We start from the raw sequence: 12,375 nt of genomic DNA on the forward strand, positions 1-12,375 counted from the left end.
GGCTACGGGAAGGCCAGCGCGCCCGGCGGGATGGCGGGAACCAGTCCTTCGGCGGCCGCGCGGGTCAGCAGCCCGCGCACGGCCGCGTACCCGGCGTCGCCGAGGTCCGCCGTGAACTCGTTGACGTAGAGCCCGATGTGCTGGTTGGCGACGGCCGGGTCCATCTCCTGGGCGTGTTCGAGGACGTACGGCCGGGACGCCTCGGGGTCGTCCCAGGCCATCCGGACCGAGGTACGGGCCGACTCGGCCAGCGCTTTCAGCCTGTCGGCGCCCAGCGAGCGTTTGGCGATGATCGCCCCGAGCGGGATCGGCAGGCCGGTGGTGGACTCCCAGTGCTCGCCCATGTCGGCCAGGCAGTGCAGCCCGTAGTCCTGATAGGTGAACCGGGCCTCGTGGATGACGAGTCCGGCGTCCACCCGGCCCTCCCGCACCGCCGGCATGATCTCGTGGAACGGCAGCACCACCACCTTGCCGACGCCGTCCGGAAGCACGTCGGCCGCCCACAGCCGGAACAGCAGGTAGGCGGTGGAGCGTTCGCTCGGCACGGCGACGGTCTTGCCAGTGAGGTCGAGGCCGGGCTCCCGGGTCAGGACCAGGGGACCGCAGCCGCGGCCCAGCGCCCCGCCGCAGGGGAGCAGCGCGTACTCCTCCAGCACCCAGGGCAGCACCGCGTACGAGACCTTCAGGACGTCGAGCTCACCGCGCTCGGCCATGCCGTTGGTGAGGTCGATGTCGGCGAAGGTGACGTCGAGGGCGGGCGCGCCGGGGACGCGGCCGTGGGCCCAGGCGTCGAAGACGAAGGTGTCGTTGGGACACGGCGAATAGGCGATGCGGAGCGGTTCACGTGTCGTGGTGCTGCCGGTGTTGCCGGTGCTGCCAGCGCTACCGGTGCTGCTCATGCTCATGCTGTCCTCCCCAGTGGACGAGTACGTTCCCCAGCTTGCCGAAGCCCTCGGCCAGGGCGGTGAGCGCATCACCGATCCGCCAGGCGGCGCGGTCGCGCGGGCCGACGGCGTTGGACACGGCGCGGATCTCCAGTACGGGAAGCCCGTGCGCGGCGGCAGCCTCCGCGACTCCGAAGCCCTCCATGGCCTCCGCTCCGGCGAGCGGGTGCCGCGCGGCGAGTTCGGCGGCGCGGGCGGCGGTGCCGGTGACGGTGGAGACGGTGAGTACGGGAGCCAGCAGCGCGCCGGTCGCCTCGGCGGCGCGGGCGGCGAGTTCGGCGGGGGGCAGGTGCACGTCGCGGCCGAAGCCGAGTTCCGCGACGGAGAGGAAGCCCTCGGGAGTCTGCGCCCCCAGATCGGCGGCGACGATCGCGTCGGCGACCACGAGCGAGCCGAGCGGGGCGGCGGGCGCGAACCCGCCGCCGATGCCGGCGGAGATGACGACGGAGTAGTCGGCCAGCGCGAGCGCGGTGGCCGTGGCGGCAGCGGCGGCGGCCGGGCCGACGCCGCCGATGAGCACGTCGGCGGCGAGGCCGGGCAGGTCCCGGCGGCTGATGAGGTAGCCGCCGGGCAGGGTACGCGGCTCCGGTGTCACGGGGTCCGGATGAGGGGTGAGACCAGCGGCGACGGAGTCTGCCTCCGCCGCCACCGCGGTCACGATGAGCGCGCGCACCGGTGCTGCCCGGTTACTTGAGCTTGACGGTGAAGTTCCAGACGGCGAGGGGCTTGCCGTCTTCGGCGACCTGGACGAACGCCAGCTTCTTCGAGGCCGGGGCCTCGCCCTGGCCGCCGGTGGCGAACAGGTCGGCGCCGGGGAAGCTGCGGTAGGTGTTCGCGGAGGGCTCGGTGATGGGCTGGCCGTCCAGGACCGCCTGCCACTTCTTGCCTTCCTCGACGACCTCGGGGTCGACCCCGAGGCGGAGCGTGTCGCCCCGGCCGTACTCGATGGTCTTGGCGTCCTTCATGCCGGTGAGGCACTCCTGGACCCTGTCCATGGAGAGCTCCTTGCCGTCGTGGCAGGCGGCTTCGGCGGACACCGACGAGGTGCCGACCGTCACGGTCGCCAGCGGCGTCGGCTTGTCGCAGGCGGAGAGGAGGAGGAGGCCGGCGGACACGGCTCCGAGGGCCGCGACGCTGCGGCGGCCCCTACCCGAGGAAAGCGTTGCGGTCATGAGCCGAAGGCTATCGGGCCGCCAGGCTCCGCCGCCGCACGGGGTCCTCCGACCTGCGGCGCGCCGGTCCTTGGCAGGGGCCTGACGGGGCCCCGGCCCGCGGTGTCCCGGCCCCTGCCGGGCCCGGCCCGGTTCGGCCGCGGCACCGTTGCCGGGGGCCAGCCCCCGGACCCCCCGCGCCTCAAACGCCGGCGGGGCTGGATTTTCGCCGGCTGGGATGGGATGCCCGCAGAGCAACTCCAGGGGCTTCAGCCGTCAGGCGTTTGAGGACCGGGGTCCGGCGAAGCCCGGGGAACGGTGGCGCGGAGGGAGTCAGGCCACGCGGGGGCGGGGTGAGGGTGGGTGGTGGTGGCGGGGGGAGGAGAGGACGCCGCGGAGGGCCATGGTGGTGCCCAGGGCGACGATCGCCGCGGCGACGGACATCCCCAGCACCCCGTTCAGCGGCAGCACGATGCCGATCGCCCCGCCCAGCACCCACGCCACCTGCAGCAGCGTCTCCGAACGGGCGAACGCCGACGTCCGCACCGACTCGGGAATGTCCCGCTGGATCATCGCGTCCAGCGAGAGCTTCGCCAGGGCCTGGCAGAAGCCCGCCGTCGCGCCCAGCACCGCCATGAACAGCCCGCTGAAGAACACGGCCGCCAGGACCGCGACCCCGAGGGTCAGCGAGAGCACCGACGCGATGATGACCTCCGGCGCCCGCGCCCGCAGCCACGCGCCCGCCGCCGTCCCGCACGCGTTCCCGACGCCGGCCGAGACGCCCACGATGCCCAGCGACACCGCCGCGCTCTGCCCCGACAGCGGGTGCTCCCGCAGCAGGAACGCCAGGAAGAAGATCAGGAACCCCGACAGCCCGCGCATCGCCGCGTTCGCCAGCAGACCGCACAGCACCGACGGCGTCACCGTCCGCAGCCCCGGACGCTGCGAATGCGCCTCGTGAGTGGACAGCCGCGCCCGCCGCTCGCCCTTCGCCTCGTCCACCTTGTGCGGCAGCGAGAACGCCGCGAAGGTCCCCCACACGAAGATCGCGCAGGCCCCGTACAGCGGCCACTCCGCCCCGATGGCGTGCAGACCGGCCGCGACCGGGGCCGCCGCCCCCGTGGCGAGCAGGCCGGCCAGGGTGACCCGGGAGTTCGCCTTGACGAGTGAGAACTTCGGCGGGAGCAGACGCGGGACCACCGCGCTGCGGACCACCCCGTAGGCCTTGGAGGCCACGAGGACGCCCAGCGCCGCCGGGTACAGCTCCAGCCCGCCCGTGGCAACAGCCCCCGACATCATCACCGCCAGCAGCGCCCGCGCCAGCATCGCGCCCGCCATCGCGGCCCGCCGCCCGTGCGGCAGCCGGTCCAGCATCGGGCCGATCACCGGGGCCAGCAGGGTGAAGGGAGCCATGGTGATGGCGAGGTACAGGGCCACACGGCCGCGCGCCTCGTCCGTAGGCACCGAGAAGAACACCGTCGACGCCAGCGCGACCGTGATCATCACATCGCCGGCGCCGTTGATGGCGTGCAGTTCGATCAGCTTGCCGAGGCCCGACTCACCGGCCCCGTGCGCGTGAGTGGCCCGGCGGATCCCGCGTGCCGTACCCGTGAACGGGGAGTGGAGGGCACGCCCGATGGCCCGGCCGGCCTTCCTGGCCGGTCCCGAGCCGTCGTCGGACGACCGTACGGGTGCCACACTCGACATAGTGCCCCACTCGGGGCGCCAGGACCCGTCCCGGCGCGTTCGGGCGCGTTCGGACGAGTACGGACGCGTACGGACGAGAAAAGACCCCTCCACACGCCTACGGACGCGTTCCGGATGCCCGTCGGGCCGTGGGGTTGTCCGCGAATCGGACCTTGCATGTGGGCCGAAGCCTCCAGAGGAGGTAGCGTGCGTAGCGCGCCACCGGCGGTTGCTCTTGGCCGCGCGCCTCTTCGCGATCCCGCAGAATGGATTGCAGGTAGGTGCGCCCGAGGCCGATCGGGTGCGGACGTCGACGCGGCCCTCTGGTCCGCTCCGCCCGCGCCACGTACGGACAGGACCGACGGGTCGTTGTGGACGACAGTACGGACGGCGCACTCGTGAGACGGCGTAGGAGAGAACGAGACCTGTGAGTGCTGCGACGACGCGAAGCCGTACCCCCGACCGCATGTGCGCCGAGGCGGTAGACCTTGCCCGCGCGGCGGCCGAGGAAGCCGCCGCACCCGGAGTGGTGGGCGAGCACGTCTCCGCGATCGCGGAGGGCGACCGGGTCGTCACGCACTTCTTCGAGTGCAAGGACCCCGGCTACCGGGGCTGGCGCTGGGCCGTCACCGTGACGCGGGCCTCCCGCGCGAAGCTCGTCACGCTCGACGAAACGGTGCTGCTTCCCGGCGACGACGCGCTGCTGGCCCCCGAGTGGGTGCCGTGGAGCGAGCGGCTGCGCCCGGGGGACATGGGCCCGGGCGACCTGCTGCCGACCGACGCCGAGGATCTGCGGCTGGAGCCGGGCTGGTCGGGCGAGGACGCGCCGCCGCCGAATTCGGTGGTGTCCACCGAGATGGCGGAACTGGTCGAGGCGGAGGAAGCCGAGGTCACGGACCGCGCGGTGGTCCCGGTGCGGGGCTCCATCACCTCGGTGGCGGAGGAACTCGGCATGCGCCGGGCGCGTGTCCTGTCGCGGTACGGCCTGCACAGCGCGGCGGACCGCTGGGACGAGTCCTTCGGCGCGAAGACCCCGATGGCGCAGGCGGCCCCCGCGTCTTGCCTCTCCTGCGGGTTCCTGGTCGCGATCGGGGGCTCGCTGGGCCAGGCGTTCGGTGTCTGCGCGAACGAATTCAGCCCGGCGGACGGGCGCCTGGTCTCCCTGTCGTACGGCTGCGGCGGGCACTCGGAAGCGGCGGTCATGCCGAAGCCGCTCCGCCCGGCGCCGCCGGTGCTGGACTCGATGGCCTCGGACGAATTCCTCCTCCGCCCGTCCCCGGACACCGGCTCGGTCCCGATCTCCCCGTCGGAGCTCCCCCCGGCGGACCTGGGCCACTCCTAACCACCGCCCCGCCTGCCGGCAGCTCGGCCCGGCCCCTGCGCCTCAAACGCCGACGGGGCTGGGTCTTGCCTGCGGCGCCGGGCCCGCGGGGCGAGGCTCCGGTGTACCCGCAGCACCGATGTGCCCCACCGGGGCCGCGCTTGCCGCCGGGCGCGGCACCGCCACCGGGGGCCAGCCCCCGGACCCCCGCGCCTCAAACGCCGGCGAGGCTGGATCTTGCCGGCGGCTGGGTTGCCCGCAGGGCAACTCCAGCCTCGCCGGCGTTTGAGGCGCGGGGTCTGGGGCGGAGCCCAGGGGCTTTCAGCCTCGCCGGCGTTTGAGGCGCGGGTCCGGGCGGAGCCCGGGGAACGGGGGAAGGGTGGGTAGGGGACAGCTCCGCGCAGCGCCCCCCGACGACGGCAGCCGCAGCCGCCCCGACCCGCCGACGACGGCAGCCGCAGGGCCCCCGCCCTGCCGGCGACGTGAGCCGCACCTGTATCGCGTAGCGGGCCTTCGCCCGGTCGGGTGACCCGGAGCCCCGCAGAGGCAGGCGGCGCGATGCGCTCCGCGCAGCGGGCGGTGCCGCCGGCGAACCGGGGGGCGGCCGGCGGCCCGGTCCGGCGGAGGGAGGGGCGACGGGGGCCGCGGCCGCCCAGTACCACCGTGGCGCCCGGGGGCATACGCTCGGCCCATGGGGGACGAAGACATGGTCGGCATGACCGGCCGCGTGACCGGCACGGTCGGCCCGGGACTGGTGGGCGAGGTCATCGTCCGGATCCGCGGCGGGGCGGAGCACTTCCTCGCGCACCCCGTGCCCGGAACAGCGGCGGCGGGAGCGACGCAACGGCTGCCCGTCGGGACGATGGTGACGGTGGTTGAGTACCAGCCACCACGCACGGTGTACGTCATGGCGCTCTACGACATCTGACCCCACTCGCCACCTGTGCGTATCAAGATGGCGACAAGAATCCCCCGCGTCTTCACCGCGACCGGCCGCAGGAGCACACTCGCTTCCGTCGGTGTCGAACGGCACCGTGCTAAGGGGGAATTGCCGATGGCTATCGGCGTCGTGGCGGGGATCGTTCTCGCCGCCATCATTGGTGTGATCGGCCTGTTCAAGCTCATGTGGCGGGTGGCCGAGCCCAACGAGGCACTTGTCATTTCCGGTTCCGCGCACAAGACCGAGGGCATCGGCGAAGGCATGGGCTTCCGGATCGTCACCGGGCGCGGAACACTCGTGGTCCCTGGCGTGCAGGCGGTACGGAAGCTGTCGCTGGACCTCAACGAGACCCAGCTGAACGTGGACTGCGTCACCCACCAGGGCATCCCGCTCCGCGTGAAGGGCGTGGTCATCTTCAAGATCGGCGACGACTTCGTGTCCATCGCCAACGCCGCCCGCCGTTTCCTGGACCAGCAGAAGATGATGCCGGAGCGGGTGCACATCGTCTTCGCAGGTCATCTGCGGTCCATCGTGGGCGGGTTGACGGTCGAGGACATGATCCGCGACCGGGAGAAGCTGACCGGGCAGACCCGCGCGGCCTGCGGTACCGAGATGGAGAAGCTCGGCCTGATCGTCGACTCGCTGCAGATTCACGAGATCGAGGACCCGACCGGCTACATCAAGAACCTGGCGATGCCGCACGCGGCCGCCGTCCAGCGGGACGCCCGCATTGCGCAGGCCGAGGCGAACCTGCGGGCCACGGAGGCCGAACAGGCCGCCTTCGCCCGGATGTCGGAGGCCACCCGCGACAGCGAGATCCTCCAGGCCGGCTACCAGGCCGAGCGGGACAAGGCGGCGGCGACCGCCAAGCAGGCGGGCCCGCTGTCCGAGGCGGCCGCGCGACAGGAGGTCGTCGTCCAGGAGACGCGGGTCGCGGAGCTGGAGGCGCACCGGCGGGAGCAGCAGCTCCAGGCGGATGTACGAAAGCCCGCGGACGCGGCGGCGTACGAGACCCGCACCCGGGCCGAGGCGGAGCGCGACGCGCGGATCTCGGCAGCGCAGGCCAAGGCGAAGGAGACGGAGCTCGCGGCGGCGGCCGAGGCGACCCGCGTCACGACGGCGGCGACCGCCGACGCGCAGGCCACGGAGGCCCGCGGTATCGCGGCCGCAAAGGCGACCCGGGCGACCGGTGAGGCGGAGGCGGCGGCGACGCAGGCCAAGGGCCTCGCGGTGGCGGCGTCGGCGAAGGCGAAGGGCCTGGCCGAGGCGGATGCGATCAAGGCGCGGGCCGCGGCGCTGGCGGAGAACCAGGAGGCGGTGGTCGCGCAGCAGCTCGCCGAGAACTGGCCGGCGATCGTGCAGGCGGGTGCGGGGGCGTTCGGGAACGTGGAGCACATGGTGCTGCTGAACGGCGCCGAGGGCATGTCGGAGATGTTCGCGAAGGCCCTGACGATGGGCGGCACGGGCCTCGGCCTGGCCCGCCAGCTCCTGTCCTCAATGTCCCAGCCCCAACCCCAGCCCACCTCAGCCCCGTCCTCCGGCCCCACCCCGGTGAACGGCACCTCCCCGTCGTCCTCGCACCAGATCCCGATCGGCGAGGAATAGCCGACAGCCCCCGGCCCGGGGCGCACTCAGCTGAGCCCCGGGCCGGGGCGCACTGGCAGCCGGGGTCCCGCTCCCGCCGGCGTCCCCGCAGCCGGGGTCCCCGCCACCACCCCGGCCGGTCCGCGGCCGGGCCCCGTCAGCCGCCCCCGCCACTCCGCCGCCGGAACAGCCGCTTCGCGGCGAGCACCACCGCCACGGCCCCCGCCAGGACCAACGCGCCCTTCGTGAAGGGGCTGTCGCCCTGCCCCGCCGGGGCGCCCGCGGACGGTGGGGACCCGGGCTTCGCCGGGCCGCCGCCCGAGGCAGAGCCCGGGGCACCCCCGGAGGCAGCCGGCACCGGAACCGCCACGACCCGGCTGGACGCCCCCTCCGCACCGAACATCAGCGTCGAGCCGTCCGCCGCATAGGTCACCGACTCCGCCTGGCCCTGCCACGGCGCTTCCACCCGCTCGCCCTCACCCCCCGGGCGGCCGTCCTTCCACGGGTACGTCTTCGCGAAGAAATACCCGCGCAGGGTCAGCCGTCTGCCGTCCGGCGAGAACGCCCCGTCCGTCACCCACGGCAGGTCCGCCACCCGCCGGAACACGTTCGGCCCGGACGTCGACAGCTCCGCGGGGCCTTCGTACAGGCCGCCCTTGTCCTCGCTCTTGCTCGCGATGTACACCCGCCCCGTCACCGGATGCACCATCAGCGCCTCGGCGTTCCGCGCGCCGTCCGCGTACCGCACCGTGAACTGGGTCGCCTTGACGGTGACGTCGCCCAGTTCCTTCGGCTCCGGGAACCGGTAGATCCACACGTGGTCCCAGGTGCCGTTCCGGTTGTCCCCGATGTCCCCGACGTACAACTGCCCGTCCGGCCCGAGCGAGATCGCCTCGACGTCCCGTGGCTTCCCGATCCCCTTCAGCGTCACGCGGGCCACCGTTTTCCCGGTCGCCGAGTCCACCGCGTAGACGTACGGGCCGTCGTCGCTGTCGTTGTGCGTCCAGTACACGCCCGGGTGGATCCGGCTGGCCGCCAGCCCGCTCGACTCCGTGATCCGCGGATCGGTGATCGTGAACGACGAGGTGTCAGGGGGCTCCGCCGCTGCCGCCGCTGCCGCCGCTCCGGCCGAACCCGACAGCACGGCGGCAAGGACAACGGCGGCGGAGGCGAACGAGCCGAACGAGCCGAACGAGGCGAATGAGGGGAACGAGGGGAACGAGGGGAACGACGACGGCAACGGCAACGACGACGGCAACGACAACGGCAGCAGGCGCATACCCCCAGCCTGCCAGCCCGCCCCACCCCGCCCAGCCTCCCGCCCCGCCCCGCGTGTCCGGCATCACAGCGGTCCCCGGCGCGTGATCCGCGATGATGTCCGGATGCGTTTCATGTTCGTCGGCGACTCCATGACCATCGGACGCGCCGGCGACTACACCTGGCGCTACCGGATGTGGCAGCACCTCAACGCCACCTTCGGCGGCCCGTACCAGATCGTCGGCCCCCGCACCGAGCTCTACGACACCCTCGCCGACGCGCCCACCAGCCACGAGTACGCCGACCCCGGCTTCCCGGCCGCCGCCCGCCGCCACCTCGCCGGCTGGGGTGAGGGCTGGCAGCACATGGCTCCCTTCATCGGCCCCGCCGCCCGCGCCGCCGAGGCCGACGTGCTGCTCGTCTCCCTCGGGCTCATCGACCTCGGTTTCTACACCGACGCCACCCAGACGGCCGTCAACGTCCGCCGCTTCGTCGCCGAGGCCCGCGGTGCCCGCCCCGCCATCCGGATGATCCTGCTGCCTGTCATCCCCAACGTCCGGGCCCAGGACGAAGCGCCGTTCGCGGCCGAGGTGGCGCGCTTCAACGAGCTCCTCGCGAAGGCGGTCGCCGACCTGTCGACGGACGCCTCGCCGATCCTGCTGGCCGCGCGCCCGGCCTCGTATGACATCCACCACGACACCTACGACGGCACCCACCCCAACGCCTCCGGCGAGCACCGCCTGGCCGGGGAGTTCGCGGCGGTCCTGCACCAGGCGTGGGGCATCGGCGGCCCCTACCGGCCCGAGCCGGGGCCGCAGCACACCCCGTAACACCCGCTTCACAAGGGGCACTTGCCTAGAGCGCACTCCAAGCAGTTGGCTAGTGCCCCATGAAGTACACACAGCTCGGACGCACCGGCCTCAAGGTCAGCCGACTTGTACTCGGCACCATGAACTTCGGCCCCCAGACAGGGGAGTCCGAAAGCCACGCCATCATGGACTCCGCGCTCGACGCGGGCATCAACTTCTTCGACACCGCCAGGTAGTCACTTTGATGCCCGCTTGGTGATGCGGTGGCCGCCGCCCGGACGAAGCGGCGACGGCCCTGCGCACGCCTACCTGATCACCATGCGAAGGCTTCGGGGGACGGCCCCGGCCCGGGGAAGATCTCGTCCAGGCCGACGAGGACCTCCTCGCTCAGCTCCAGCTCCAGGGCGCGCAGCGCGCTCTCCAGTTGCTCGGCCGTACGCGGGCCGACGATCGGCCCGGTGACCCCGGGACGGGTCAGCAGCCAGGCCAGGGCGGCTTCGCCGGGCTCCAGGCCGTGCTTGTCCAGCAGGTCCTCGTACGCCTGCACCTGCGCCCGTACGGAGCTGTTGGCCAGCGCGTCCGCCGACCGCCCAGAGGCACGGCGCCCGCCCTCGACCTCCTTCTTGATGACACCGCCCAGCAGCCCGCCGTGCAGCGGGGACCAGGGGATGACCCCGAGCTCGTACTCCTGGGCGGCCGGGATGACCTCCATCTCGGCGCGCCGCTCGGCGAGGTTGTACAGGCACTGCTCGCTGACCAGCCCGACCGAGCCACGCCGGGCGGCGGTCTCGTTGGCCTGTGCAATCTTGTACCCGGGGAAGTTCGACGAACCCGCATAGAGGATCTTCCCCTGCTGGATCAGTACGTCGACGGCCTGCCAGATCTCCTCGAAGGGGGTCCGGCGGTCGACGTGGTGGAACTGGTAGAGGTCGATGTAGTCGGTCTGGAGCCGCTTGAGGCTAGCGTCGACGGCCCGCCGGATGTTCAGCGCCGACAGCCGGTCGTAGTTGGGCCACGAGTCGCCCTCGGCGGCCATGTTCCCGTAGACCTTGGTGGCGAGGACCGTCTTCTCGCGGCGGCCGCCGCCCTGGGCGAACCAGGTGCCGATGATCTCCTCGGTGCGACCCTTGTTGTCGCCCCACCCATAGACATTGGCCGTGTCTACGAAGTTCAGACCCGCGTCGAGGGCGGCATCCAGGATCGCGTGGCTGGTGGGTTCGTCTGTCTGCGGACCGAAGTTCATCGTGCCGAGAACGAGTCGGCTGACCTTGAGTCCGGTGCGTCCGAGCTGCGTGTACTTCATGAGCCCCAAGCCAACTGCTTCGAGTCCACTCCAGGCAAGGGCACCCCGCGAACCCGCCGATTTATGCGACAACGCGCATAGTCGCGTCTCTGCATAGACGTCCGAACCCGCTGCTCCGTACGGTCTTCCTGTCTGGCCCTGATCAGGGCCACGAACCAGGGAGTTCACATGGCTCGTGAGGAACTGACCCGACTCACCGGCAACGGAAACGGCGAGTGCGGACAGGGCGACTGCCCGAACGTGTACCGCACCGCGTCAGGCTCCTTCGTCGTGCAGGGCGACCTGTCCGACGCCTTCACTCCACCCTCCGGCGAGGGCTCGTGGAAATTCCCGAGAGCGTTCTGAAGGAGGCTGTACGTGCTCTTGGATGGTGACGAGTGGCAGGCCAAGTTCCGCGACTTCAAGGCCGAGGCGTGGCGGCTTGAGACCCTGCCCCAGTACCTCGTACCGCAGGAAACGGAGGAATTCGCGGCCTTCAAGAACGGCGTCCGCTTCCCCGGCCCGTATGAGGACTCCTGGACGGCGCTTATCCGCAAGCACGTCTCGTCTGGTGGCGGCATCGGGCGCGTGCACATCCTGGCCCGGCCACTCTCGGATTACTTGCGGTTCGAGTTCGAGCGCTACTACCGACATCAGGCCCCGGTCGGGGAAGACATCCGCATCCTCGACGTGACCGACCGGCCGAACCCGCTGCCCGGTGTCCAGGACTTCTGGATGTTCGACCGCTCCACGGTCGTGCTGATGCACTACGCGGAGGACGGGAAGCAGATCTCCCGTGAGCTGTACGAGGGTGAGCCCGCCCCCTTCATTGAGTACCAACGGATCGCGCTGGAAGCCTCGGTCCCGTTTCTGGAGTACGTGCACGCGTGACGTTCGAGCCTGAGCGGATGGGCCACTCCAGCCGGGAACTGGCCGACAAACTCCGCGAGCTGCGCAAGCGATCCGGACTCTCCGGGGCCCGGGTCGCGGCGCGCTGCAACATGTCCCAGTCCAAGGTCAGCCGGATCGAGAACGGTAAGGTCCGGCCGTCCCTGGTGGACGTGGAGCAGATCCTGAGAGCGATCGACGCACCGGCCGAGCTCGTCGCGGAAGTCTCTGCCCTGGCACGCATGGCGAACACCGACTGGCAGGATGCCCGGTCCATGCGCCGCAAGGGCCTGGACAAGAAGCAGTTCGAGCTCGCCGGTCTTGAAAGAACGAGCACCGACTTCCGGTACTTCCTGCTGTCGATGATTACCGGTCTGCTCTCGACGCCCGAATACATCCGGGCCAGCCTCGCACACATCCCCGGCGACCACTCGAAGGCCGTAGCGAAGAAGCTGGAGCGACAGGAGGTGCTCTACGACCGCTCGAAGCGGTTCACCTGATTTCTCCCAGGAT

Annotated in this window: 12 protein-coding genes and 2 pseudogenes; 8 read left to right on the top strand and 6 right to left on the bottom strand. The window is 71.8% G+C overall.

Annotation, left to right across the window (positions count from 1 at the left end; genetic code table 11):
* Positions 1-2 precede the first annotated feature (2 nt).
* From J7I97_RS00605 to J7I97_RS00620, 4 genes are all read right to left on the bottom strand, one after another.
* Positions 3-899, bottom strand: a complete 897-nt coding sequence (locus J7I97_RS00605) for a 1,4-dihydroxy-6-naphthoate synthase (protein WP_251058352.1) — start codon at positions 897-899, stop codon at positions 3-5.
* Entirely contained in the window at positions 883-1,617 is a 735-nt protein-coding gene (locus tag J7I97_RS00610) for a futalosine hydrolase (protein WP_214930324.1), read from the bottom strand. The genes J7I97_RS00605 and J7I97_RS00610 overlap by 17 nt, the downstream gene beginning before the upstream one ends.
* A gap of 13 nt (positions 1,618-1,630) precedes the next feature.
* The gene (locus J7I97_RS00615) at positions 1,631-2,116 is read right to left on the bottom strand and encodes a DUF2771 domain-containing protein (RefSeq protein ID WP_214930325.1); all 486 of its coding nucleotides are present in this window, start codon (positions 2,114-2,116) and stop codon (positions 1,631-1,633) included.
* A 312-nt stretch (positions 2,117-2,428) separates the two neighbouring features.
* Positions 2,429-3,802 (bottom strand): MFS transporter, encoded by a 1,374-nt coding sequence (locus tag J7I97_RS00620; RefSeq protein WP_214930326.1) that lies wholly within the window; start codon positions 3,800-3,802, stop codon positions 2,429-2,431.
* 406 nt (positions 3,803-4,208) lie between these two features.
* Here J7I97_RS00620 and J7I97_RS00625 point away from each other — a divergent pair, with 406 nt between their 5' ends.
* The 3 genes from J7I97_RS00625 to J7I97_RS00635 all read left to right on the top strand — a co-directional run bounded on the left by J7I97_RS00625 (position 4,209) and on the right by J7I97_RS00635 (position 7,647).
* A complete protein-coding gene (locus J7I97_RS00625; RefSeq protein ID WP_214930327.1) occupies positions 4,209-5,123 on the top strand; it encodes a DUF3027 domain-containing protein in 915 nt (304 codons plus the stop codon).
* Positions 5,124-5,793: 670 nt separating this feature from the next.
* The gene (locus tag J7I97_RS00630) at positions 5,794-6,030 is read left to right on the top strand and encodes a hypothetical protein (RefSeq protein ID WP_214930328.1); all 237 of its coding nucleotides are present in this window, start codon (positions 5,794-5,796) and stop codon (positions 6,028-6,030) included.
* Between the two features lie 126 nt (positions 6,031-6,156).
* Complete coding sequence (locus J7I97_RS00635) at positions 6,157-7,647, top strand: flotillin family protein (RefSeq protein ID WP_251049710.1); 1,491 nt, start codon at positions 6,157-6,159, stop codon at positions 7,645-7,647.
* Between the two features lie 136 nt (positions 7,648-7,783).
* Here the strand turns inward: J7I97_RS00635 and J7I97_RS00640 are convergent, their stop codons facing one another.
* Positions 7,784-8,905, bottom strand: a complete 1,122-nt coding sequence (locus J7I97_RS00640; RefSeq protein WP_251058353.1) for a WD40 repeat domain-containing protein — start codon at positions 8,903-8,905, stop codon at positions 7,784-7,786.
* Between the two features lie 103 nt (positions 8,906-9,008).
* Between J7I97_RS00640 and J7I97_RS00645 the strand changes: the two genes are divergently transcribed.
* Together J7I97_RS00645 and J7I97_RS00650 are read left to right on the top strand one after the other, a co-directional pair.
* Positions 9,009-9,713 (top strand): GDSL-type esterase/lipase family protein, encoded by a 705-nt coding sequence (locus tag J7I97_RS00645; protein WP_214930330.1) that lies wholly within the window; start codon positions 9,009-9,011, stop codon positions 9,711-9,713.
* Between the two features lie 59 nt (positions 9,714-9,772).
* Positions 9,773-9,922, top strand: a pseudogene (locus J7I97_RS00650) (aldo/keto reductase); the annotation flags it as partial.
* A gap of 83 nt (positions 9,923-10,005) precedes the next feature.
* Here J7I97_RS00650 and J7I97_RS00655 read toward each other — a convergent pair.
* Entirely contained in the window at positions 10,006-10,995 is a 990-nt protein-coding gene (locus tag J7I97_RS00655; protein WP_214930331.1) for an aldo/keto reductase, read from the bottom strand.
* A 168-nt stretch (positions 10,996-11,163) separates the two neighbouring features.
* On the opposite strand from J7I97_RS00655, the pseudogene J7I97_RS00660 reads away from it, so the two are divergent.
* The 3 genes and pseudogenes from J7I97_RS00660 to J7I97_RS00670 all read left to right on the top strand — a co-directional run bounded on the left by J7I97_RS00660 (position 11,164) and on the right by J7I97_RS00670 (position 12,362).
* A pseudogene (locus J7I97_RS00660) lies at positions 11,164-11,369 on the top strand (hypothetical protein).
* A complete protein-coding gene (locus J7I97_RS00665) occupies positions 11,353-11,865 on the top strand; it encodes a DUF6879 family protein (protein WP_214930332.1) in 513 nt (170 codons plus the stop codon). Before J7I97_RS00660 ends, J7I97_RS00665 begins: the two are co-directional and overlap by 17 nt.
* Positions 11,862-12,362, top strand: coding sequence for a Scr1 family TA system antitoxin-like transcriptional regulator (locus J7I97_RS00670; protein WP_214930333.1), 501 nt, complete (start codon positions 11,862-11,864; stop codon positions 12,360-12,362). Before J7I97_RS00665 ends, J7I97_RS00670 begins: the two co-directional genes overlap by 4 nt.
* The last annotated feature ends 13 nt before the right edge of the window (positions 12,363-12,375 follow it).

Source organism: Streptomyces sp. ISL-87, from assembly GCF_018614095.1.
GTDB lineage: Bacteria > Actinomycetota > Actinomycetes > Streptomycetales > Streptomycetaceae > Streptomyces.

Coding starts and splice junctions, on each gene's coding strand:
- J7I97_RS00605 (WP_251058352.1), bottom strand. CDS start 899: ATGAGCAGCACCGGTAGCGCTGGCAGCACCGGCAACACCGGCAGCACC.
- J7I97_RS00615 (WP_214930325.1), bottom strand. CDS start 2,116: ATGACCGCAACGCTTTCCTCGGGTAGGGGCCGCCGCAGCGTCGCGGCC.
- J7I97_RS00620 (WP_214930326.1), bottom strand. CDS start 3,802: ATGTCGAGTGTGGCACCCGTACGGTCGTCCGACGACGGCTCGGGACCG.
- J7I97_RS00630 (WP_214930328.1), top strand. CDS start 5,794: ATGGGGGACGAAGACATGGTCGGCATGACCGGCCGCGTGACCGGCACG.
- J7I97_RS00635 (WP_251049710.1), top strand. CDS start 6,157: ATGGCTATCGGCGTCGTGGCGGGGATCGTTCTCGCCGCCATCATTGGT.
- J7I97_RS00640 (WP_251058353.1), bottom strand. CDS start 8,905: ATGCGCCTGCTGCCGTTGTCGTTGCCGTCGTCGTTGCCGTTGCCGTCG.
- J7I97_RS00645 (WP_214930330.1), top strand. CDS start 9,009: ATGCGTTTCATGTTCGTCGGCGACTCCATGACCATCGGACGCGCCGGC.
- J7I97_RS00655 (WP_214930331.1), bottom strand. CDS start 10,995: ATGAAGTACACGCAGCTCGGACGCACCGGACTCAAGGTCAGCCGACTC.